Here is a 22,167-nt window from a genome sequence, read left to right on the forward strand (position 1 = left end):
GGAAGGGATCAAGGCCGGCCGGGCGCGGCCGCCATCCGGCGCAGGCGCCACCAGGCTTCGAGGATGCAGGCGGCCGACCAGGCCTGGGCCGGGCACCCGGCGGGCCGATGCGGCGCGGCGGCGTCGAAGATCTCGCTGACATGGCCGAGGGCGGCGTCGGCGAGATGGTCGCGGATCGGCGCCAGGCGGGCGAGCGCCGCGGCGGCGTCGCCATGCACCCGGTGTTCGGCGAGGGCGTAGTGGCCCAGCAGCCAGGCCCAGACCGGCCCCTGGTGATAGCCGCCGTCGCGCGCCCGGACGTCGCCGCCATAGGTCGGATGGAAGGCCGGATCCTCGGGCGACAGCGACCGCAGCCCGTAGGAGGTCAGAAGGCTCTCGCCGCACAGCGCCACGATGGCGGCCTGCCGGTCCGGATCGAGCGCGCTGTGCGGCAGGCTGACGGCCAGGATCTGGTTCGGCCGGATGCTGGCGTCGTCGCCCGCGGGACCGTCGAGCACATCGTAGAGGCCGCCATTCGCCGGGTTGACGAAGCGCTGGAAGCCCTGCCGGGCCTGGGCCGCAAGTTCGGCATAGATGTCGGGCGACTGTCCCAGCATGGCCGCGAAATCCGCCATGATGCGCAGCGCATTGTACCAGAGGGCACTGATCTCCACCGGCTTGCCGATGCGCGGCGTGACCACCCAGTCGCCGACCTTGGAGTCCATCCAGGTCAGCTGCACCCCGGGCTCGCCGGCGCGCAGCAGCCCGTCCGCCGGGTCGACGCCGATGCCGTAGCGGGTGCCGCTGCGGTGCCATTCGATCATCTCCGCCAGCACCGGGAAGACGGCCTTGAGCGCGGCCGTGTCGCCGGTCGCCTCGACATAGGCGCGCCAGGCCTCGAAGAACCACAGCGCGGCATCGGCGGTGTTGTAGTCCGGCACCTGGCCGGCGCCTGGAAAGACGTTCGGCAGCATGCCCCGGTCGACGAAGCGGGCGAAAGTATTAAGGATCCGCCGCGCCAGCTCCGGCCGGCCGGTGGCCAGCGTCAGCCCAGGCAAGGCGATCATCGTGTCGCGGCCCCAGTCGCCGAACCAGGGATAGCCGGCGATCACCGATACGCCGTCCGGCACCCCGGGCAGCGGCCGGGAAAACAGGAAGCCGTCGGCGGCGAGGGTAAGCTGCGCGATCCAGTCCGGCAGTCCGTCGGGACCGAGCTGGCCGGCGGCCGCCGCCAGGACCTCGCCGTCGTGCCGCCGGCGCCGTTCCAGCGCGGCGTCGAGATCGGTCGGCGGGTCCGGGTGCAGGCTGCCGACGACGCCGACCCACCGGTCCGGCACGAGAGCCAGCGAGGCCATGCCGACGGTGAGATGGTTGTCGCGATCGAACAGGCCGCGCTCGCGCTCCGCCGGCATGTCGAAATTCTCGATCCAGGCGCGGTCGAGGGCGATCTCGCCGCCCGACGCAGCCAGGGTCAGCGCAAAGCGGCCGGCATCGACGACGAGGGCGCCGTCGCGCATTTCCAGCCGTGGATCGAACTCCCCGACGGCGGTCTGGCCGTGATGGTCGCGGCCATTGGCCAGCAGCCGGATCCGCAGCTGGAGCTCAGGGGCCGGGATCGGGTCCGGCAGCAGGCGCCAGGCGGCGTAGGTCGTGTCGGCGCCGTGCTCCATCCAGATGCGGTGCTCGATCCGGCTGCGCCCGACGGCGTAGATCCAGGTCGGGACAGTGCCGTCGAGGTGGAAGGATTCGATCTCGATATGGCCGCCCGGCACGACGGCGCCGCCGACCCAGCGATTCGTGAACAGCGCCGTCTCCCGGCCGTCCTGGATCAGCGTGGCGTCCGCCCTCGCGAAGACCAGGACCCGACCCAGCGGCGGGTCCACCGGCGCGATCAGCAGCCCGTGATAGCGACGGGTCAGGCTGCCAGCGACGGTCCCTGCGGCATAGGCGCCGCGGCCGTTGCTCAACCACCATTCCCGCCGCTCCGCCTCCCGCAGGTCGCCGCACACGTCCCGGCCGAAGCGGATGAAGCCCGGCAGCGGCGGAGAGCCCGCCTCGCGCGGGCGGCGATCGGATCGAGGGGCGGAGGGCTTCGCCATGTCCATGGATCAATCCTCCCTGGGTCGATTGATTGTGGTTCAGTGTCCTAGAAGTCTGAGGTCGATGCGAATGCCGATGATCTATCGGCCCGATGTCCCGCAGGCATTGGGACGGCGGGTCAGCCCCGCTCGTCGCCGGTGATCAGGCGGGTGCTGCGCCGGAAGGTCAGATAGGCCCAGAACCAGTCGAGCGCGACGGCGATGCGGTTGCGCATCCCGGCCAGGAAGGCGATGTGGACCGCGCCCCAGAGCCACCAAGCCATCGGCCCGCTCAGCCGCAGCCAGCCGAAATCCGCGACGGCGGCCCGCCGGCCGATGGTGGCGAGGCTGCCAAGATGGCGGTAGCGGAAGGGAGCCGGCGCCGGCCGTCCCTCCAGCCGCGACCGGATCAGCCGCGCGACATAGGCCCCGGCCTGCTTGGCCGCGGGGGCTAGGCCGGGGACCGGTTTGCCGTCCCCACCCTCCGACCAAGCGGTATCGCCGATCGCGAAGACGTTCGGCAGGCCGGGCACGGACAGGTCCGGCCGCACCTTGATCCGCCCGGCACGGTCGCATTCCGCCTGCAGCCATTTCGCGGCCGGTGAGGCCATGACGCCCGCGGCCCAGAACACGGTGCGGGCGGCGATCCGCGTCCCGCCGACCACAACGCCCGTCTCGTCGATCGCCTCCACAGTGCTGTCCAGCAGCAGCTCAACGCCGAGCGCCTGGAGCGCCCGGGCGGCCGCCGCGGACAAGGCCTCCGGGAAGGTCGGCAGGACGCGCGAGCCGGATTGGATCAGCAGCACGCGGGCGAAGGCCGGCTCGATCGTCCGGAAGTCGCGCTTCATGCCGTGACGGGCCAGCTCCGCGATCGCGCCGGCCAGCTCGACACCGGTCGGGCCGCCGCCGACCACGACGAAGGTCATCTGCTCCAGCCGCTCGGTGGCGTCGGCGGCGCCCTCGGCCCGCTCGAAGGCCAGGAGGAGGCGGCGTCGGATGTCGGTCGCGTCCTCGATCTTCTTCAGGCCGGGCGCGGTCGGCTCCCACTCGTCATGGCCGAAATAGGCGTGGCGGGCGCCGGTGGCGAGGACGAGATAGTCATAGGGGACCGCCTGCTCGCCGACGAGCACGGCCTGCTTCGCCGCGTCCACGCCGGTGACTCGGCCCAGCAGGATGCGGGCATTCGCCTGGTCGCGGAACATGCCGCGGATCGGCGTGGCGATGTCGGCCGGCGAGAGACCCGCGGTCGCCACCTGGTACAGCAGCGGCTGGAACAGATGGTAGTTGTGCCGGTCGATCAGCGTGACCCGGCACGGCGCATGGCGCAGCGCCCGGGCCGCCGCCACGCCGCCGAAGCCGGCGCCGACGATCACCACATGCGGCAGGTCGCCAAAGGCGGAGAAGGGAAGATCCGCGGGCGACGGGAAACGGTGCTGCAGCCAGTGCCGGGCCAGCGCATCGAGCGACAGCAGGCCCGGGCCGCGCAGCACGATCAGGCCGAGCAGCGCCATCCAGGTGAGATGGTCGACATGGTGCTGATAGGTCAGCTCGATCACCAGCGTCAGGCCGATCAGTGCCAGCGCCGCCGGCCGCGCAGTCAGGCCGAGCACGATGAGGGCGGAGCAGCCGAGCTCCGCCGCCGTGCTCATATAGGCAGCGAGCACTGGCGGCAGGATCGGAACGGAATATTCCGTCTGGAACAGGAAGACGGTGCTGTCGAAATCGCTGATCTTGACCAGGCCGGAGGCGAAGAAGACCGCGGCGATCCAATAGCGCAGGAACAGCTGATAGGCCGGCCCGGCAAAGCGAGTAACCGCCGCGAAGAGGCGGGCGACCGGCCGGGCCAACGGAACAGCCGTGTCCTCGATGCCGCGGGCGATGCGGCGGTCGAGCGAGATCGGCCCCGCCCCCATCACCGCGTACCAGCCGAACAGCACGGCCTGGTGCAGATTCGACTCCAGCGGGAGGTAGGCATACTGGACCACCAGCGCCAGGATCAGCATCGGGATGGCGGCGAAGCGCGTGGCGAGGCCGAGCGCGAGCAGCACCGGCCCAACCAGCTCGATCGTGACGCCGAGCCATGCCGCCAGCACCGGGTCCATCCAGGACACCGGATATTCTTGGGCGGCGAGATACAGGGCCGCGTCCCAGTCCGACACTTTGACGATGCCGGAGACCCAGAAGCTCTGGGCCAGCCACAGCCGGATCAGCAGATCCAGCACCGGGGCTGCCCCGGCCTCGCCGATGCGGATGGCGTCGCGCCACAGGGCGAGCGCACGGATGAGGCGCGCTTCGGTCCGGCTTCGCCGCGGTGCCGTGATCGAGATGGTGGTCATGGGAGTCCTCCCTGTCCCGTCAGCAGCAGGGCGTGGCCGTCGGGATCGCGGATCATGAATTCCCGGCGCTCGTCCGCCGCTTCGTCCGCGACGGTGGCGATGCCCGAGGACACGAAGGGGCTTCGCGCCTCTCGCAGCGTATCGGCGGCGGCGGCGACGTCGGCCGTGACCAGCTCAACCTGCTCGTGCCAGAGGTCGTTGGCGCGCGTGTCGGCCGGCGCCGGGCGCCCGTCGGTGGGCGTGAGATATTCGAGGAACTCGATGCCCGGCCCGGATGCGGCGCGCAGCGTGGTGATCCGAAGGCGGGCGCCGAAGACGTTGTTGAGATGCTCCTGCTCGGGACCGTAATTCTCGCTCTCGCCGACGACCTCGAGCCCGAGCCGGTCGCGGTACAGCGCCAGGCTGGCCGCGGTGTCGGTGACTACGATCGCGGTGTGGTCGATGCCGAGGAAAAGTCGGTCCTTCGCCTGCCACCACGGCTGCCCCTTGCCGGGCGGGAACTGCAGGATCTCGAGCGGATTGCCGTCGGGGTCCTTGAAGTAGAAGGCGCGGATGCCGGCCGCCTTCGGGTTCCAGGACGGCAGCGTCTGGGGTTCCGTCGAGGCGTATCGGACCTTGTTCTGGCGCAGCAGGGCGTAGGCCCGGTCCATGTCCGAGACGATGATCGCGATGTGCTGGAACCAGCGGTCATTGCTGCGGGAATCGGCCGGAATCGGCCGACCGGCAGGGGTGAGATATTGGATCAGCTCCACCGCCTCATCGCCGAGTTCCAGCCGGGCGATGCGCAGCCGGGCGCCGAACACGCCGGTCAGGCGTTCCCATTCCGGTCCCGTGACCTCCCGGTCGGAGACGACCGAGAAGGAAAGGACCCCGGTGTAGAAGGCGAGGGCGCGGTCCATGTCGCCGACGGTGATGCCGACCGCATCCACCGCGGTGACGAGCTGCGCCCGGGCCACGGGGCCGACGGCGAGGAAGCCTGCGACAATGACTGCAGCGAGAAGGCGGCGGGCGCGGATCATGGCGTCGGCTCGGGCGCGCCGGCCGTCTGGCCGGCGAGGTGGTCGCCGAGGCGCAGGCCCCAGGCATAGATGGTGAGGGCCGGATTGACCCTGCTGGAGCGCGGCAGGACGCTGCCGTCGGCGACGTAAAGCCCGGTCATGCCGTGCACCCGGCCGTGCGGGTCGACGACACTCCGGCGAGGGTCGACACCCGTGACCATGCTGCCCAGGGCATGCGCCGTGCCGGCGATGCCGAGATAGCGGTCGGCGGTCGCCATCCCCGCCGCATGCAGCCGGCGCGAGAAGGCGCGCACCACGGCATGGTGCTCGTCATGGGCCGGGGCCAGCCTCCGGAGCTCGTAGTCGAGCGTCGGCATCTGCTCGCCACCACCCGAGACCACGCGGTTCTCCGGGCTCGACCCGTCCTCGGTGGTGACGAAGAAGCCGATGGTGCGGGCGCCGATCGCATTGTTGACGAATTGCGGCACCGCGCCGGGCAGCTGCGTCGCCAGGATCTCGCCGTCCATCCAGCCAAGGCACTGGACGGTGCTGTGCGGGAAGTCGTCATTGAACAGGATCGCGGTCTTGCGCAGCACGTCGCGATGGGCGAAGGGCGACACCGCGAGCAGCGCGGTGTTGACGTGGATCTTGATATTGGCGCCGACCAGGGGAGCGGAGGGCAGGTGGCTGAGGCCGGTCGCGGCGATATGATCCTGCAGGATGCGCGGCGAGGTCAGGGCCCCGGCGGCGAGGACGACGGTGTCGGCGGCATAGCTGCTGCCGTCGGCGCAGACCACGCCCTCCACCCGGTGCGGGTCGGAATGCAGGAGGCCGACCGCCTTCTTCTTGGTCAGAAGCGTGAAGTTCGGCGCGTTGGCGATTCGGCCGAGCAGGTTGATCTCGGCGTCGGATTTGTAGCCGGCGACCGAGGCGAAGCCGTCGAAATGCTTGGCTTCCGCCTCGTCCCGCAGGATCTCGGGCTTGAGCCCCAGCGGCAGCGGCGCCGGCCGCCACCGCATGTCGCCGTTCACGACCTTGTCCAACAGCGCCTGGACGCCCGGCTCGTTCGGGAAGCGGTTGACGTGCAGCAGGGCCTCGGCCTGGTCGTAATAGGGGGCGAGCTCTTCGTAGCCGAACGGCCAGGACAGGCACTGATGGTCGTGGTCAGCTTCGAATTCGTGGCGGTCGAAGCGCAGCAGGGCGGCGCCGTACCATTTCGTCTTGCCGCCGACATTGTAGTACTCGCCGGGAACGAAGGTGCCGCCGCGCCCGTCGCGCCAGGGCTCGCGGTTCTTGAACCGGCCCTGGGCGAAGACCTGGGCGACGTCCAGCGTGCTGCCATCGCGCGGCAGGCGATGGCCCTTCTCCAGGAGGAGGACGCGCTTGCCGGCCAGGACCAGCTTGTAGGCCGCGGCGGAGCCGCCGGCGCCAGAGCCGGCGATGATGATATCGTAACGCTCAGGCATGGGCGACCTCCCGAACGGGCGGCTGGTAGCCGCAATGGATGCAGCGGTGATGGGGGGAATGGTCGAGCTTGGCGCAGGCCACCGGCCGATCGCGCCGCAGCGGGCGATAAACCTCGACCGCGAGCAGCATGCCGAGCGGCGGGGCCAGATAGTAGATCCAGAGATGGGCCCACAGGCCGCCGGCGAGAGCGGAGGAGGTGGTCCGCGCAGGGTTGAGGCTCATCCCGGACAGGGGGGCCTCGACTGTGATGTAGAGGGCGATCAGGGCGCCGACGAACAGCCCGGTCAGGCGCATCACGCGCTGGGTTCCGGTCGCGGTGAGCACCAGGAACATCAGGCCGAAGGCCATCGCCGCCTCGGCCAGGAAGGCCGCGAGCGGACCGGCGGGGCCGGGCGTGGTCGCGATCGCCGAGATCGGCGGATCGGTGAAGGCGGAGCCGAGCATGGCCGAAACCAGGAACGCTCCCGCCGCCCCACCGACGAACTGGGCGGCGATGTAGAAGGCGGCGTCCCAGGGCGCCACCTTGCCGAGGCGCAGCCAGGTCAGCGTCATCGCCGGGTTCAGATGGGCGCCGGAGCGGCGGCCCCAGGGGGAATAGACCAGGGCGATGGCGGTCAGGCCCATGGCGATCCCCATCAGCGCGCGCCGCGCCAGCGGGTCGGGCAAGGTCTGGCGGATCGGCGAGGCCGGGTGCTCGATCAGGGTGGCGACCAGGCCCGCCGAGACCATGAAGGTGCCGAGCCCGGCGGCCTCCATCAGATATTCCGGCCAATGCGCCCGCAGCATCCGGATTGCCGGGACCATCTCATCCTCCCGAGGCGAATTCCGGATAGAGGGTCATTCCGCCGTCGACGAACAGGGTGGTGCCGTTCACATAGTCCGAGGCGTCGGAGGCCAGCCAGACCGCGGCGCGGGCGATGTCCTCCGGCTCGCCGATCCGCTTGTAGGGGATCAGCTCGAGCAGGGAGGCCAACGTCTCCGGCGTCTCCCACGCCGGCCGGTTGATCGGGGTGCGGATCGCGCCGGGCGCGATGCTGTTCACGCGGATACGGTGCGGTGCGACCTCCTGGGCGAGGCTCTTCATCAGCATCGCGACGCCGCCTTTCGACGCCGCGTAGTTGACGTGCCCGGCCCATGGGATGATCTCGTGCACCGAGCTCATGCAGATGATCTTTCCAGCCGCGAGCGAGACGCTCTCGACCACGCCGCGGCGCTTGAACTCACGGACCGCTTCCCGGGCGCAGAGGAACTGGCCGGTCAGGTTGACGCCGATCACCGTGTTCCACTGCGCCAGCGTCATCATCTCGAACGCCGCGTCGCGCTGCAGGCCGGCGTTGTTCACCAGGATGTCGACGGTGCCGAGGACGCGGACCATCGCATCGAACATCTCCAGGACATCGTCCTCCTGCGAGACATCGGCGCGCAGGGCGACGGCGCGGCTGCCGCTCTCGCGGATCGTCCGGGCCACCTCCTCCGCCTCGGCCTCGCCGGCGACATAGTTGACGACCACATCGGCGCCGGCCGCACCGAGCGCGAGCGCCACGGCCTTGCCGATGCCGGAGTTGGCGCCGGTCACCAGCGCCTTCTGCCCGGCCAACGGGCGGAGCAGGGCGGTCCCTTCGACCGGGGCAGATCGATCGATCATCACAGTCATCACGATGTGTCTCCGTTATGACGCAAGGGGCGGCGCGGCGATCGCTCAGGCCGCCGGATCCGTCGGCCGCCAGCAGCGGATCCGTGTTTCCCCCGATCGCCACCCAAACCAAGGCATGGGTGGCGCCAGGGAATTCGGCGGCAGCGGTCGGCCGGCCGGAGGCTCGGCTTCCGGCGGTGAGGTAATCTGCCGGCTCGGATGGAGAGCTGCGATTGGCGCTTTCCGAAGCCGATCAGCGTGTGGGTCAGTCGGCTGGAAACGGCGAACGACTTCTCCACACGAGATAACTGTCGCCATACTCGCTGGACGGGCTCGTCTCGTTCCCGAAGGCATCTCGGAAAGGGTTCAGGACCAATCGTCCGCGATGTCGAAAGGCATCTGTGACCGCGCCCTCGCCGCGGCTCTCCGCCACCGCTTCGTTGATCAACCCACGCAGGAGGGCAAAGGCATCGATGAAGGGCAATCCCAGCCACTCGTCGATACTTGCCCTGTGCCGCGCTCGGGACCGTCCGGCTCGCCAGGTGGCATGCACGTCCCAGCACAGAGAGGCGTTGGCGTCGCTTGGATCGAACGCCGCCGGTTGAACCCGGATCTCGACGCGGTTCTCGACGTGCCCCGAGAGAATGAAGCTGTCCTCCCGATGCACCACGATCTTCAAACCGAGTCTCAGGAAATCGATCGGTCGCACGGCGCGTGTTGTCCGAATTCGATCTTCCAGCGCAGACACCGCCTTCTCCAGCTCTCGATCGTCTCCCGGCGCTTTGAAGGCGTCCGGGCGCGGGATCGACGGGGCGCCTGTTGATCGTGGCGCCCCGGCAGAACCGTCTCCAGGCAAGGACGCGAGGCCCGATTTACGGTGGTCCGCTTTCGACCTATGTGGATCGAAGCCGATCGAAACGGCCATTGTCGCCCTCCTGTTCGCGCCGCCCCAGGCTCCGCCGGCCGTCATTGCAGGACTTTCAGGAGGTCCACGACTGCCACGGAGCCCGATCTGGGTGTCATTCGGCGCTGTCAGTTGCGGTATGGCCCGTGCCATTTCCGCGGAGACCGAAGCCATTCGCGCCGCCGCCGGTCCATACCGGCTTACCCGAGCTTTGCAACGCGGACACGCCCGTGCCATTTCCGCGGAGACCGAAGCCATTCGCGCCGCCGCCGGTCCATACCGACCTACCGGTGCTTTGCAATGCGGACACGCCCGTGCCATTTCCGCGGAGACCAAGGCCGTTCGCTCCGCCGCTCTTCCGGACGATCGGGACGGAGGCGCAGCCCTGCTGGGTGCTGCATTCGGATGAGGCTGCGCCTTTCCCGGGGCTCGGTGCCTGTGCGCCTGCCGGCAGGGCCGCGCCGGCCAGGACAAGGCCGAACATCGTCACAGCGACGTTACGCATGAGCATGTGTTCCTCCACTTTGAGAGATCGGTGTGATTTCCAGAATTCTCGCGACTGGCCGCAGTCTTCATCATCTTGAATTGATTTCATTGCCGGTTCATCGCGGTGATTTGAGAGTACACGCCCTACCGCTCCGGGTATCGAACTTCCTGACTCTCGTTTCGATACCGTTCTTCTATGATGATCGGCCAGCTCTATGGTTGACGGCTGAGGCTCTGCGTGATGTCCGCTTCGGAGGCACTGCCTCTATGACCGGTTGTGGCGCGCTCTGACCAAATCCAATTAGCAGCCTCGGATGATGGAAAGCGATCGATCGGACCCGACTACGACAAGGCCGACATGGTCAAGGGCACCCCGGTTGCGATCAGCAGTGATTGACCTCGCCGAGGCGGCCCAATACTGTCGCCCTCTTCTTTGACATTCCGGGGGCCGCCATGGCCCAGATCCTGGTTCAGGGCCTGGCGAAGACCTATCGCGTGGCCGAGCGAGATCCTGGCGTGCTGGGCGCAATGCGCGGGCTCGTGCGCCGGCGCTGGCGCAAGGTGGAGGCGCTGAAGGACGTCAGCTTCACCCTGGAGAAGGGGGAACTCCTGGGCTTCATCGGTCCGAACGGCGCGGGCAAGTCGACCACCATCAAGATTCTCTCGGGGATTCTGCGGCCCGATTCCGGCCGGATCGAGATCGACGGCCTGGTCCCCTGTCTCGACCGCATCCGGCATGTCGCCCGTATCGGGGTTGTGTTCGGCCAGAGGACGCAGCTCTGGTGGGACCTGCCGGTCGTCGACGGCTTCGACCTGCTGCGCGACATCTATCGGGTGGACCCGCGGCGCTACCGGGCGGCCCGCGACGAGCTGGTCGCGATGCTGCGGCTCGAGCGCCTGCTCGACCAGCCGGTGCGGCAGCTCTCGCTCGGCCAGCGCATGCGGGCGGAGCTTGCCGCGGCCCTGCTGCACGAGCCGTCGATCCTCTTTCTCGACGAACCGACCATCGGCCTCGACGCGCCTTCGAAGCTGGCGGTTCGAGAGTTCGTCAAGACGCTGAACCGCGAGCGCGGCGTCACCGTCCTGCTCACCACCCACGACATGCACGACATCGAGGCCCTGGCGGAGCGGGTCATCGTCATCGGCCATGGCCGTGTTCTGGCCGATAGCCCCTTCGAGGTCCTTCGTGCCAACGTGTTCGCCGAGCGCCGGCTGCTCGTGGATTTCGCCCAGGACGCCCCCGATCTGGCCTTGCCCGGCGTCGAGATCCGGGGGCGCAACGGCCGGTCCGTGGAGCTCGCCTTCGATCCCCGCATCACCAGCGCCCCGGCGCTCATAGCGGCCATCACGGCCGGGCATTCGGTCGAGGACATTCATGTCGAGCAGCCTGCGATCGAGGAGGTGATCGCCCGATTCTACGACCTGCACGGCGCCGGCGAGGCCTGAGCCATGGAGGCGCTCCGCCCTTACGTCGCGGCCTTCTCCTCGCGGTTCCTGTTGATGATGCAGTACAGGGCGGCAGCCCTGGCCGGCTTCGTCACCCAGTGCTGGTTCGGCGCGGTGCGCGTCATGGTGCTGGCCGCCTTCTATTTGAGCGCGGAGGCCGCCGCCCCGACCTCCCTCAGCCTTTCCCAGGCGGTGACCTATACTTGGCTGGCGCAAGGCCTGCTGGCCCTTCTGCCCTGGGTCGCGGATCCCGATATCACCGCGGCGGTGCGCACCGGCGCCATCAGCTACGATCGGCTGCGGCCGGTGGACGCCTACGCCTTGTGGTACGCCCGTACGGCCGGCGGGATGACGGCTCGCGTCGTTCCGAGGGTGGCCCTGATGGTTCTCGCCGCCGGGGTCGTCCTGCCTCTGATCGGCCAGGCCGAATGGGCCTGGAAGCCGCCGTCGAGCGCCTCCGCCGCCTTGCTCTTCATCTTCTCGTTGGCCTTGGCGGCGGCGCTGTCCTGTGCCGTCGTCATGCTGATCAACATCGTCGTGGTGGCGACGCTCAATGCCCGAGGGGTCAACACCCTGGCCGTGCCGGTGGTCGTCGTGTTCAGCGGCGCCCTGCTGCCCTTGCCGCTCTATCCCGACACGATCCGCGGTGTCCTCTTCGTGCAGCCCCTCGCCGGCGTCCTCGACATTCCCAACCGGATCTATTCCGGCGCGCTGGCCGGCCTCACGGCGTGGGCGGGAATCGGCTTGCAGGCATTCTGGACGTTCGCCCTCGTGGTCGCGGGCCGGCAGTGGCTGGGCCGTGTGATGCGCCACCTCGAGGTCCAGGGAGGGTAGGGCGATGAACGGCCTCATGCTGCTCGGCCGGTATTTCACCGCCTCGATCCGCAGCCAGATGCAGTACCCGGCTTCGGCGATCATGCTGACCTTCGGGCAACTGGCCTCGACGGCCATCGAGATCGTCTCGATCTGGGCCTTGTTCGACCGGTTCGGGGCCGTGAAGGGCTGGAGCTTCGGGGAGGTGATGTTCTTCTATGGCCTGGTCAACATCAGCTTCTCCGTCGCCGATTTCGTGACCCGCGGCTTCGACGTCTTCGGCACCGACTTCGTGCGCACGGGCGATTTCGACCGCCTGCTACTCAGGCCCCGCTCGACGGCGCTGCAGTTGGTGGGTTACGAGTTCCGCGTCAGCCGGTTCGGGCGGTTCCTGCAGGCAGCCGCGATCCTGGTGGTGGCCACCGAATCCCTGCAGTACACCTGGACCCCGGAAACCGTCGCCGTGGCTCTCTGGACGATCGCCGGCGGCACCGCCTTCTTCGTCGCCCTCTTCGTTCTCCAGGCGGCGATGGCCTTCTGGACCATCGAAAGCCTCGAGGCTGTCAACGCACTCACCTATGGCGGCGTCTATGCGGGCCAGTTTCCGCTCGGCATCTATGCTCGCTGGTTTCGCACCTTCCTGACCTTCGTCGTGCCGCTCGCCTGTGTGGCGTACTATCCGGTGCTCGCCATTCTCGGGCGATCCGACCCGCTCGGGGCCCCCGACTGGCTTCTGCCGATGACACCGGCGGCAGGCTTCGCCTTCCTGGCTCTCTCGTTCCGGGCTTGGCGGATCGGAGTATCGAAGTACATGTCGACCGGGAGCTGAAGCTCGGATGCTGCCGGCGGGTGGGGAATAGGAGGAAACCGCCGCATATGGCGCCCTTCGGCCAGGTCCACCGACAGATCGGAATGGAAAGCGCTCGCTCGCTTGATCCACCGAACCGCCAAGATGCGCCAGCGCAGACTGTCAGGCTGGCACCCCGTCAAGCCGGCAATCCGGCAAGTCGGAGGCCCTCGCGCAAGCGCTGCATGTCCTCCGGCCGTTGCAGGTAGGAGATGTCCACGAGCCAGTCGACGTACTCGGCGGGACCGGCGGCCGGGTCGCCGCGCCAGTAGCGTTGGACGGAGTGGACGAACATCTCGGCGCAGCGCCGTGCCTCCTCGATGCGTCCCAGATGGCCGTACGCCGCCGCGCGCCAGGCCATGTCCCTCGGGTGACGAGCGGGTGCGTCGATCGTTCGCTGCTCCAACAGGGTCGCCACTTCGCCGTAGCGGCCGAGCAGGAAGAGGATGCGTGAGAAATAGTAATTGTACCAATTCGGGTGGCACGGATTGAGCCTGAAGGCGATCTCAGCCGCAGGCATGGCCCGCTCCGGCTTCCCCAGACAAGCCTGAACCCACGCCCAGGTGATCTGGATCATGGGGTCGTTCGGGTTCATCGTCCTCGCAAGATCCATGTGACGTTCGGCACGATCGAACTGGCGCCAGGTCAGGCACATATACCCGAGCGTGGAGTGGACCCGCGGGTCGTTCGGATCGAGCGCGAGCGCCTGTTCCGCCAGGCGCAGCGCCGTGACCCGGTTCTCGTCCTTCTCCCGGGGCACCCCGACCCCGCCGTCGATCGCGCGGTTGATGTAGACGAAGGCAAGACCCGTATAGGCGCGGGCAAACGTGGGATCGATCGTAAGAGCCTGCTCGAACAGCGCTTGCACCTTCGCTTGGGCCTCCGGCGTGAAGGTATCGGAGAGACGAAGGCCCTGAAGGAAGAGATCGTAGGCGCGGATGTCCTCCGGCGGACGCCGCCGGGCGGCGGCCTCGCTTGCCTCGTAGACACGTTGGGCGACCCTTGCGACGATCTGTCGGGCAATCTCGTCCTGGATAGCAAACACGTCTTCGAGCGCTCGGTCATACCTCTCCGCCCAGAGGTGCGCACCGGAACCGGCGTCCACGAGCTGGGCCGTGATGCGAACGCGGTTTCCGGCTCGCCGCACGCTCCCCTCGACCACGTAGCCGGCGCCCAGTACACGGCCGACCTCGCGCACGTCCACGCTCCGCCCGCGGAACGAGAAGGAGGAGTTGCGTGCGATCACCAGAAGCTCGCGGAAGCGCGAAAGCTCGGTGATGATGTCCTCGGTGATGCCGTCGCTGAAGTAGGCCTGCTCGGAATCGCCGCTCATGTTCTCGAACGGAAGAACGGCGACCGCAGGTCTTTCGGTCGGTGCCGGGGCAGTCAGTGAGCCGGCCGAGGCGCCGGCGAGCGCCAAGCGATACGTCCGGATCGGGCGCGCGATGTTCCTGAGGCGCTGCTCGCCGGCATACTCGAAATGACAGTCCAGCTTGCCCTGGAGATGATCGTAGACTGTCCCGGAAATCAGTACGCTGCCGGGTGAGCACACCTGCTCCAGCCGGGCCGCCACATTAACGCCGTCCCCCAGCAGGTCGTCGCCCTCCACCACCACGTCGCCGAGGTTGACTCCGATGCGAAAGACGATGCGCCGCTCAGCCGGGCAGGCAGCCTGCCGGGCGGCAGAGTCCTTCTGTATGGCAACTGCGCAAGCGACTGCGTCGACGACCGAACCGAATTCGATGATCGCGCCGTCGCCCATCAGCTTGACGATGCGGCCGTGGTGCTGCGCCACCAGCGGATCGATCCCCGCGTGCCGCAGGTCCTTGATCGCGGCGAGGGTCGCCGCTTCGTCGGCTTCCATCAGGCGGGAATAGCCGACGATGTCGATGGCCATGAGCGCGGCGAGCCGTCGATCCACAGGCATAGCCATGCCGACGTCCTCCAGAGCGTCCACGCCTCCCGGTATCTATGCCGCTCCCAACGCGCTTTGTAGCGCCGACTGCGCCCCGACCCGGTACCTCCGGCAGCATCGGCATATCATACACCCGCCAGACCAGCGCCGCGATGGCAGGGGAAAGTGGGAGTTCTGGTTCAGGACCGGCCGTAGCATAGCTTGATATCACTGCGGATCGCGACCCAGCCGATCGGCGCAAATCTCGCTCTCGGGGCGTTCTCGATGGCTATGCTTGGCGCGGCTCACTCGAGCGAACCTGATCGCTCTGGTGAGGAAGGATGCCATAGACCGGAAGCGCTGCCCTCGACCCACTCGACCGGTGCACCGCTGTTTGACAGAGTGCGAGCCGCCGCAAGCATCCCGCCATTGAAGTCCAGGCCAACAACGCGGCCCGCTTCTGAATGCGCTGCGGCAAGACGCGTTCCGGCCCCTGTCCCACAAACCACGTCGAGGGCAGCTTCTGAGAGCTGTGGGAGCCGGCATCATCGGAGCGGACGCGAGCATCGGATCTGCCGATACAGGGCCAGCCGCACATTACCGGGCCAGCTCGCAGGCCTTGATGAAGATTGCAGTGGCGCCGGTCCAGATGGCGGCGACGATCGACAGCAGGGCGACGACGCGCGCGATCGCCATCAGATGCCGGAGATCGCCGGCCGGCTCCTTGAGCCCGGCCAGCGCGGCCGGCCGGGACGGCGACCACGCCACCGGCAGGATCGCGGCGACGGCGAGGATCGTGAGGACCACCGCGAGCAAGGCGGTCGCGTCCGCTGGCGCGCCGAGCGCGCAGAGCCAGGCATGGCCGACATAGATCGCCGTGAGCTGCAGGCCCCAGACGACCAGGCCCCACATGAGGAAGACCAGCGTGCCGATGGTCGAGGGTTCGCGCCTCCCCATCAGCCCGCCACCCTGGGAAAGCCGTGCACGAGCAGGAGGCCGAACAGGATCTGCCCGACGGCATAGGTGCAGAGCAGCGCGGCCACCTCGAAGCCGACGCGCCGCTCGCGGTCGAGACGGCCGGTCGCGTGGCGGGCGATGGCGACTGCGAAGAGCATGACCACGGCGAAGGCGGGCTGGGCGTCGAGCACGCCGGCCATGTAGACCATCGCGCCATAGGCGTTGTCGGTCGGCCGCAGTCCGGTCTGCCAGTGGCTCCAGATGCTGAGCGCGACCGCGCCGGCGAGGCAGGCCGCGGCGAGGGCGAACAGGAGGGGGGCGCGGAAGCCGCGCTGGCCAGGGGCCGGAAGCAGCCGGCCGGCGGCGAAGGTCGCCGCCATGCCCGCCAGCGCGAGACTGGCGGCGGCCAGGGGCCAGCCAGGATGCGGCAGCGCCGGCGACCCGCGCGGCGCCCAGACCTCGGGCGAGACGATCCAGAGATAGAGATATGAGAAGACGAAGGCGAGATAGAGCGAGCCGGCGACGAGGATCAGCACCGTCGTCGCCCACCAGGAATGCGACGTCGGGCCGGTCATGTAGGTCGGCAGGCGGATGCCGCCGCCGATCTCGACCGGCCCTCGGCCGGGCCCCTTGTCGAGCCCCCAGGTCCAGACGAGGCAGGCGCCGATGGCGACGACGGCGCAGACGATCGCCACGGTGACGAGCTTGACCGTCAGCAGCAGGAAGAATGCGGCCGTGAACACCGCGGCAATCATATGCGCGAAGCCCGGTCCGGGCATGCGGATGATGTATTGCGGCCTGCCTTCGATCGCGCTGGTGACGATGGTCTCGCGGTCGCCGGTCGGGGCGTTGGGCAGGAAATGCCGGCCCTCCTTCACCTCCCCGGCCAGGTTCGGCTGGTCCCAGAGCGGTTCGCGGCTGGTCACCAGCGGGATGCTCCGGGTCGAATACACGTCGCTCGGAAGCCATTCCAGCGTGCCCGCACCCCAGGGATTGTCGGGTCGGCCGGAATCGGAGATGGCCGGCCGGAACCGGCGGCAGAGATCGATCACGAAGAGCAGCACGCCGGCGGCGAGGACATAGGCGCCGACGGTCGAGACCAGGTTCAGCGTGTTCCACCCGAGATCCTCGGGATAGGTCCAGACGCGGCGCGGCATGCCGAGCAGCCCGCTCAGGTGCATCGGGAAGAAGGCGATGTGGAAGCCGGTGAACATCAGCCCGAAGACCCAGCGCCCGAGCCGCTCGGACAGCATTCTCCGGCTCACCATCGGGACCCAGTGGTAGAAGGTCGCGAACAGCGGGAACACCACCCCGCCGATCAGCACGTAATGGAAATGGGCGACGACGAAATAGGTGTCGTGCACCTGGAAGTCGACCGGCACCAGGGCGACCATGACGCCGGTCAGCCCGCCCATCGTGAAGACGAAGAGAAAACCGATCACGAAGAGCGACGATGTGGTGATGCGGAAGCGGCCGCGGCTCGCCGCGATCGTCGCGATCCAGGAGAAGACCTGGATGCCCGACGGGATCGCCACCGCCATGCTGGCCGCGGAGAAGAAGGCGAGGCTGAGCGACGGTATGCCCGTCGTGAACATGTGGTGGACCCACAGGCCGAAGGAGAAGAAGCCCGTCCCGAGCAGCGCGACCACGATCAGGTCGTGCCCCACCAGCGGTCGCCGGGCCATCGTCGACACGATCATCGAGACCAGGCCCGCGGCGGGCAGGAAGATGATGTAGACCTCCGGATGGCCGAAGAACCAGAACAGGTGCTGCCACAGGAGCGGATCGCCGCCCTGGGCCGCGGTGAAGAAGGGCCAGCCGAAGGACCGCTCGATCTCGAGCAGCATCGTGCCGAGGATGACGGGTGGAAAGGCGAAGATGATCATCGCCGCGAAGATCAGCATCGCCCAGGCGAAGATCGGCATCTTCGCCAGCGACATGCCCGGCGGCCGCGTCTTCAGCGTGCCGACGACGATCTCGACCGCGCCGGCGATCGCCGAGATCTCGATAAAGCCGATGCCGAGCAGCCAGAAATCCGCATTGTCGCCCGGCGAGAACTCCTTGAGCGTCAGCGGCGTGTACATGAACCAGCCGCCCGCCGGCGCGAGGTCGTAGAGGATGGTCGAGAAGAAGACCAGGCCGCCGACGATATAGGCCCAGATCGCGAAGGCGCTGAGCCGCGGAAACGGCAGGTCCCGCGCGGCCAGCATCTGCGGCAGCAGCATGATGCCCAGGGCCTCGACCGCCGGCACGGCGAACAGGAACATCATCGTCGTGCCGTGTACGGTGAACATCTGGTTGTACAGGTCCTGGCCGAGGAAGTCGTTCCCGGGGACGGCCAGTTGCGTTCGGATGAGCAACCCCAGCACCCCGGCCAGCAGGAAGAACAGGAAGGCCCCACCCAGATAGGCGATGCCGACGACGGTGTTGTTGACGGCGGAGATGATCCGCCAGCCCCTGGGCCGCGCCCAGATCCGCAGCAGCTCCTCCTCCTCGCCCTCGGGCCGCGGCTCCGGGTTCGGCAGCTCGTATCCGGCGTCGCCGTTCACCGGTCCGGCCTCAGCATATAGAGCAGCGCCACCCCGCCGGCATAGACGACCAGGACCAGTGCCGAATCGTACCCCATCCGGAAGATCGACCGGTCGCGGCGTTCCGCGAGGCCGGCCTGGAACAGCGAGGTGAGCAGGATCGCCAGCAGCGCCCCGAAGATCGAAAAGCTGCCGAGGCGCCCGAGGACGGGCTCGCCGCTGCCGATGATGTCGACGAGCGCGATCATGGCGATGTTGAGTAGGTTCGTACCGAGGATGTCGGAGATAGCCATGGTGTAAAGGCCGCGGCGTGCCGCCGTGAGGGCGGTACTGAGCTCCGGCAGCGATGTGGCGAAGGCGATCAGCACGAAGCCGACGAAGCTCGCGCCCAGCCCGCTCTGCTCGGCGATCGCGTCGCCGCTGCGAGCGAGCACGAAGCCGCCCAGGAGGATCACGGCTGCGATCGCGACCGTCTTCCAGTAGAGCCGATCCGGCATCTCGCCCGGCTCGTCCTTGCGCTCCTGGTCCCCGATCACCTCGTGGTCCACGTGTCCCGCTTGGGCGGCCAGCCAAGGCCGCCGGCCTTCCGCATGGGCCAGGACGAAGATGCAGCCGACATAGAGGGCGAGACAGCCCCAGGCCCAGAGGCCCGCGCCGAAGAGGGCGACGTCGCCGACCACCATGGCTGCCGCCGCGAAGCTGATCAGGATGACGTTGAGGCTGCCCTCCAGCAGCACGGCCGGCTCCGGCACGACCGCCGTCAGTGCCCGGCGGCCGATGAAGGCATCGACCACGGCCAGCATGGTGACCTGCAGTGCGATGCTGCCGATGAGGTTGTTGACCGCGAGCTCCGCGTCGCCGGCGATCGAGGCCGTTGCCGTGACGCCGATCTCGGGCAGCGAGGTCACGCCGGCGAGCAGGATGATGCCGATGACGGCCTGGCCGATGCCGGTGGCCCGGCTGATCGCGTCGGCATAGCGGGTGAGCCTGGCGCCCGCGAGCCAGACGACGACGGCGGCCACCGCGAAGAGAAGCAGATTGAACGGCAGGGAGATCGCGGTGAAGTCGACCATCGCCTAGTCCAGCCCCTCCAGATAGGCGGCGATCGCGGCGAGCTCGTCCTGCGACAGGCTGCGGTAGGGCGGCATCAGGTTGCCCGGCTTGACGTGCTGGTTCTCGGCAATCCAGCGCGCGAACGCCTCGGCATCGTTCGGCAGCGCCGCGGCGCCGAGCGAGAGGCGGCCGCCGACATGGGTGAGGTCCGGGCCGATCGTGCCAGCCGCCTCGGTGCCGCGCACGGCGTGGCAGGCGCCGCAGCCATTCTGGAGGAAGAGCTGCATGCCGCGCCGCGCCGGCTCCGATGCGGGCGGACGGGCCGGCGCAGCCTCGGCGGCGAGCCAGGCGTCATAGGCATCGGCTTCGAGCGCCACGACATACATCGACATCAGCGCATGGGCGCCGCCGCAATACTCCGCGCATTGCGCGCGGCTGACGCCGGCCTCCGTGGCTTCGAGCGTCAGGACATTGGTCCGGCCCGGGATCATGTCGAGCTTGCCGCCGAGCTGCGGCGCCCAGAAGCTGTGGATCACGTCGTCCGTCTCGAGCCGGACCGCGACCGGCCGGCCGACCGGCAGGCGCAGCTCGTTGGCGCTGACGATGTCACGCCCATCACGGTCCTCATAGACGACCCGCCACCACCAGCGCTTGCCGGTGATCGTCACCCCCGGCCCCTCGGCGCTCCGGGACCGCGCCGCGCCCGCTTCCATCACCAGCAGGCCGTAGGCCAGAAGGGCGCTGAGCACGACCACCGGCAGCACGATGCCGCCGCCGACGACGATCCGGTCCGTGGCGAGGAACCGACGCCAGCCGGCCGGCCCGTGCAAAGCCAGGGCGATGGCGACAAGGACTAGGGCCGTGACCACGACCGCTATCCCGGTGGCGGTCCAGAACAGCGCGTCGATCTCCTGCGCCTCCGTCCCGCGTGGGACCAGCGCCGACTGGACGCCCGTGCAGCCGCAGAGCGGCGCCACGAGTGCCGGGGCGGATGTCCGGCGGCGGCTCATGGCGCCGCTTCGCCGGCGTCGGTCGCCATCTCGGGGCTTGACCTGCGGCGGCTTGCGAAATAGGCGGCCACATCCTCGATCTGCCGATCGGTGAGGCGCCCGGCGATCGGTGCCATGATCGCGCCATAGGGCGTCCCACCCCGGACACCATCGCGAAACAGCCGGAGCTGGTTTGCGATGTAGCCGGCGGACAAGCCCCCCAGCCGGGGGAATTGCGGCGACCTTCGCCCCAAGTGGCAGGCGAGGCAGGGCGGGACATTCCGCTCGGGAACGCCGCCGGAGGCGATCGCCGCACCCCGCGCGACCGGCTCGGGATCCTGCTGCACGTCCTGGTCGCCGGCCGGGGGCGGCATGGCGGCGAACTCGCCGGCAAGCCTTTCCCGTTCACGAGCCGATAGCGCCGCGGCGACGGCTTCCATCATGCCGCTCTGGCGCGTATCCCCGGCGTATTCCTCCAGCGCGCGCAGGAGATAGGGTTTGCTCTGGCCCCGGAGCGCCGGCGCCGGATCCGCCACCGGAGCCTGATCGGCATCGCCGTGGCAAAGGGCGCAGCCGGCGGCGACGGACCTGTCGGCCATGAAGCCGGAGGGCTTGCCGGCCTCGTCGAGCCCGGTCAGATCCGCGTATTCGCCGGGCGACAGGCCAGGGAGCCGGCGGAGGAAGGCGACCACGGGCCAGACCTCGTCGTCCCGGCCGTCGCCGGGCCACTGCGGCATGCCAGTGAACTTGAGCCCGTGGCGGACGATCCAGAACAGCTCCCTCGTTTCCCAACCGGCGACCTGATCGCCCAGCGCCGGAGCGGTCGGGTACATGGATGTGGCAACAGGGTTCTGGCGGATCCCGGGCCCGGCGTGGCAGGGTTCGCAACCGGCGGCGAAATGCCGGGCACCGAGGCGGATGAGACCGGCATCATCGAGGTCGGGCACCTCGATGCCGGTGCTGTGCGTGTCCACGGAGCGCCAGAGCACCAGCCTGAGCAGCCGGTCGGTGATGTGGAAATGCTTGTCCGACGCGGCGACGTTGTACACGCCCGAAAGAACGAGAACCGCACCGAGGACAAGGGCGCCGACAACGGCGACCAGCACGCCGAGAGCCAGGGCACAGCGGTGCGCCGTCGCGAGCAAAGCCATCTAGCCGGCCCTCCGGCCGAAGCGCCAGCCGCCGTCGCGGGCCAGCGCGGCGAGCCGGCGGCGTGCGATCAGGATCGCCGCCGTCCCATAGACCAGTGGGCAGGCCGTCAGCATCAGCAGCCCGGCGAGCTGCTGGTCCTCCACCAGCGGCCAGGGCGAGGCCGGATCGAAGCAGGTGGGCGGCAGCGCCGGCGACGCATAGATCGGACGCGGAGAGAAGGCGAGGAGGACGCCGAGAAGGCAGAACAGCTTGCCCGTGGCCAGCAGGGCGGCCAGCGGCGTCCAGGCGGCGCGCCGGGCTGCATGGATCACGGCGAACCAGAACCAGCAGGCCGACAGGAACAGCGAGACATGCATCGCCGCGGTCAGTACCGGACTTCGGCAGACGGCTGCGAACACGGCCGGGAGATGCCAGCCCCAGATCAGGACGGCCTGGAGAGCGGCCGCCGGAAGGAGGCGGACGGCTTCTACCGACATCCGGCCGCGGGCAAACCGATCCCATGCCACCACGCACAGCGGCGCGACCATGTTCATCGCCGCGAGATGCGCCGCCATATGCTGCGTCAAAAATCCCTCGGACATGAACATGGAATCGGAAACACGATCTT

The 22,167-nt window shown here is 68.8% G+C and carries 18 protein-coding genes and 1 pseudogene; 3 read left to right on the top strand and 16 right to left on the bottom strand.

Going from position 1 to position 22,167, the window contains the following annotated elements:
• Positions 1-8: 8 nt before the first annotated feature.
• From KXR53_RS15230 to KXR53_RS15265, 8 genes are all read right to left on the bottom strand, one after another.
• Positions 9-2,084 (bottom strand): amylo-alpha-1,6-glucosidase, encoded by a 2,076-nt coding sequence (locus tag KXR53_RS15230; RefSeq protein ID WP_437376074.1) that lies wholly within the window; start codon positions 2,082-2,084, stop codon positions 9-11.
• Between the two features lie 113 nt (positions 2,085-2,197).
• A complete protein-coding gene (locus KXR53_RS15235) occupies positions 2,198-4,393 on the bottom strand; it encodes an FAD-dependent oxidoreductase (protein WP_437376076.1) in 2,196 nt (731 codons plus the stop codon).
• Complete coding sequence (locus KXR53_RS15240; RefSeq protein WP_437376077.1) at positions 4,390-5,412, bottom strand: VOC family protein; 1,023 nt, start codon at positions 5,410-5,412, stop codon at positions 4,390-4,392. Before KXR53_RS15240 ends, KXR53_RS15235 begins: the two co-directional genes overlap by 4 nt.
• On the bottom strand, positions 5,409-6,857 hold the full coding sequence (locus tag KXR53_RS15245; protein ID WP_437376078.1) for an FAD-dependent oxidoreductase: 1,449 nt from the start codon (positions 6,855-6,857) through the stop codon (positions 5,409-5,411). Before KXR53_RS15245 ends, KXR53_RS15240 begins: the two co-directional genes overlap by 4 nt.
• Positions 6,850-7,662, bottom strand: coding sequence for an MIP/aquaporin family protein (locus tag KXR53_RS15250; RefSeq protein WP_437376079.1), 813 nt, complete (start codon positions 7,660-7,662; stop codon positions 6,850-6,852). Before KXR53_RS15250 ends, KXR53_RS15245 begins: the two co-directional genes overlap by 8 nt.
• 1 nt (position 7,663) lies before the next feature.
• Entirely contained in the window at positions 7,664-8,503 is an 840-nt protein-coding gene (locus KXR53_RS15255; RefSeq protein ID WP_437376080.1) for an SDR family oxidoreductase, read from the bottom strand.
• A gap of 253 nt (positions 8,504-8,756) precedes the next feature.
• Entirely contained in the window at positions 8,757-9,416 is a 660-nt protein-coding gene (locus KXR53_RS15260; protein WP_437376081.1) for a hypothetical protein, read from the bottom strand.
• 94 nt (positions 9,417-9,510) lie between these two features.
• Positions 9,511-9,906 carry a hypothetical protein gene (locus KXR53_RS15265; protein WP_437376082.1) on the bottom strand — a complete coding sequence of 132 codons (396 nt, stop codon included), beginning with the start codon at positions 9,904-9,906 and terminating at the stop codon, positions 9,511-9,513.
• A 428-nt stretch (positions 9,907-10,334) separates the two neighbouring features.
• On the opposite strand from KXR53_RS15265, the gene KXR53_RS15270 reads away from it, so the two are divergent.
• The 3 genes from KXR53_RS15270 to KXR53_RS15280 are packed head-to-tail and all read left to right on the top strand — an operon-like array spanning position 10,335 to position 12,969.
• On the top strand, positions 10,335-11,327 hold the full coding sequence (locus KXR53_RS15270; RefSeq protein ID WP_437376083.1) for an ABC transporter ATP-binding protein: 993 nt from the start codon (positions 10,335-10,337) through the stop codon (positions 11,325-11,327).
• A gap of 3 nt (positions 11,328-11,330) precedes the next feature.
• Complete coding sequence (locus tag KXR53_RS15275; protein ID WP_437376084.1) at positions 11,331-12,161, top strand: ABC transporter permease; 831 nt, start codon at positions 11,331-11,333, stop codon at positions 12,159-12,161.
• Positions 12,162-12,165: 4 nt separating this feature from the next.
• A complete protein-coding gene (locus KXR53_RS15280) occupies positions 12,166-12,969 on the top strand; it encodes an ABC transporter permease (RefSeq protein WP_437376085.1) in 804 nt (267 codons plus the stop codon).
• Between the two features lie 157 nt (positions 12,970-13,126).
• Here KXR53_RS15280 and KXR53_RS15285 read toward each other — a convergent pair whose 3' ends face one another.
• From KXR53_RS15285 to KXR53_RS15320, 8 genes and pseudogenes are all read right to left on the bottom strand, one after another.
• A complete protein-coding gene (locus tag KXR53_RS15285) occupies positions 13,127-14,920 on the bottom strand; it encodes an adenylate/guanylate cyclase domain-containing protein (RefSeq protein ID WP_437376086.1) in 1,794 nt (597 codons plus the stop codon).
• Positions 14,921-15,186: 266 nt separating this feature from the next.
• Positions 15,187-15,396 (bottom strand): annotated as a pseudogene (locus KXR53_RS15290) (methyltransferase domain-containing protein); the annotation flags it as partial.
• Between the two features lie 82 nt (positions 15,397-15,478).
• Positions 15,479-15,838, bottom strand: coding sequence for a hypothetical protein (locus KXR53_RS15295; protein WP_437376087.1), 360 nt, complete (start codon positions 15,836-15,838; stop codon positions 15,479-15,481).
• Positions 15,838-18,387, bottom strand: coding sequence for a cbb3-type cytochrome c oxidase subunit I (locus KXR53_RS15300; RefSeq protein WP_437376088.1), 2,550 nt, complete (start codon positions 18,385-18,387; stop codon positions 15,838-15,840). The genes KXR53_RS15295 and KXR53_RS15300 overlap by 1 nt, the downstream gene beginning before the upstream one ends.
• A complete protein-coding gene (locus KXR53_RS15305) occupies positions 18,384-19,439 on the bottom strand; it encodes a sodium:calcium antiporter (protein ID WP_437376089.1) in 1,056 nt (351 codons plus the stop codon). Before KXR53_RS15305 ends, KXR53_RS15300 begins: the two co-directional genes overlap by 4 nt.
• A 3-nt stretch (positions 19,440-19,442) precedes the next feature.
• On the bottom strand, positions 19,443-20,429 hold the full coding sequence (locus KXR53_RS15310) for a c-type cytochrome (RefSeq protein WP_437376090.1): 987 nt from the start codon (positions 20,427-20,429) through the stop codon (positions 19,443-19,445).
• Positions 20,426-21,559: a c-type cytochrome gene (locus KXR53_RS15315; RefSeq protein ID WP_437376091.1), complete on the bottom strand. Its 1,134-nt coding sequence runs from the start codon at positions 21,557-21,559 to the stop codon at positions 20,426-20,428. Before KXR53_RS15315 ends, KXR53_RS15310 begins: the two co-directional genes overlap by 4 nt.
• Complete coding sequence (locus KXR53_RS15320; protein ID WP_437376092.1) at positions 21,560-22,141, bottom strand: cytochrome c oxidase assembly protein; 582 nt, start codon at positions 22,139-22,141, stop codon at positions 21,560-21,562. It abuts the gene before it with no gap.
• Between the last annotated feature and the right edge of the window lie 26 nt (positions 22,142-22,167).

It is taken from the genome of Inquilinus limosus (genome assembly GCF_051487185.1).
GTDB lineage: Bacteria > Pseudomonadota > Alphaproteobacteria > DSM-16000 > Inquilinaceae > Inquilinus > Inquilinus limosus_F.

Coding starts and splice junctions, on each gene's coding strand:
- KXR53_RS15230 (WP_437376074.1), bottom strand. CDS start 2,084: ATGGACATGGCGAAGCCCTCCGCCCCTCGATCCGATCGCCGCCCGCGC.
- KXR53_RS15235 (WP_437376076.1), bottom strand. CDS start 4,393: ATGACCACCATCTCGATCACGGCACCGCGGCGAAGCCGGACCGAAGCG.
- KXR53_RS15240 (WP_437376077.1), bottom strand. CDS start 5,412: ATGATCCGCGCCCGCCGCCTTCTCGCTGCAGTCATTGTCGCAGGCTTC.
- KXR53_RS15245 (WP_437376078.1), bottom strand. CDS start 6,857: ATGCCTGAGCGTTACGATATCATCATCGCCGGCTCTGGCGCCGGCGGC.
- KXR53_RS15250 (WP_437376079.1), bottom strand. CDS start 7,662: ATGGTCCCGGCAATCCGGATGCTGCGGGCGCATTGGCCGGAATATCTG.
- KXR53_RS15255 (WP_437376080.1), bottom strand. CDS start 8,503: ATGATCGATCGATCTGCCCCGGTCGAAGGGACCGCCCTGCTCCGCCCG.
- KXR53_RS15260 (WP_437376081.1), bottom strand. CDS start 9,416: ATGGCCGTTTCGATCGGCTTCGATCCACATAGGTCGAAAGCGGACCAC.
- KXR53_RS15265 (WP_437376082.1), bottom strand. CDS start 9,906: ATGCTCATGCGTAACGTCGCTGTGACGATGTTCGGCCTTGTCCTGGCC.
- KXR53_RS15270 (WP_437376083.1), top strand. CDS start 10,335: ATGGCCCAGATCCTGGTTCAGGGCCTGGCGAAGACCTATCGCGTGGCC.
- KXR53_RS15275 (WP_437376084.1), top strand. CDS start 11,331: ATGGAGGCGCTCCGCCCTTACGTCGCGGCCTTCTCCTCGCGGTTCCTG.
- KXR53_RS15280 (WP_437376085.1), top strand. CDS start 12,166: ATGAACGGCCTCATGCTGCTCGGCCGGTATTTCACCGCCTCGATCCGC.
- KXR53_RS15285 (WP_437376086.1), bottom strand. CDS start 14,920: ATGGCTATGCCTGTGGATCGACGGCTCGCCGCGCTCATGGCCATCGAC.
- KXR53_RS15295 (WP_437376087.1), bottom strand. CDS start 15,838: ATGGGGAGGCGCGAACCCTCGACCATCGGCACGCTGGTCTTCCTCATG.
- KXR53_RS15305 (WP_437376089.1), bottom strand. CDS start 19,439: ATGGTCGACTTCACCGCGATCTCCCTGCCGTTCAATCTGCTTCTCTTC.
- KXR53_RS15310 (WP_437376090.1), bottom strand. CDS start 20,429: ATGAGCCGCCGCCGGACATCCGCCCCGGCACTCGTGGCGCCGCTCTGC.
- KXR53_RS15315 (WP_437376091.1), bottom strand. CDS start 21,559: ATGGCTTTGCTCGCGACGGCGCACCGCTGTGCCCTGGCTCTCGGCGTG.
- KXR53_RS15320 (WP_437376092.1), bottom strand. CDS start 22,141: ATGTCCGAGGGATTTTTGACGCAGCATATGGCGGCGCATCTCGCGGCG.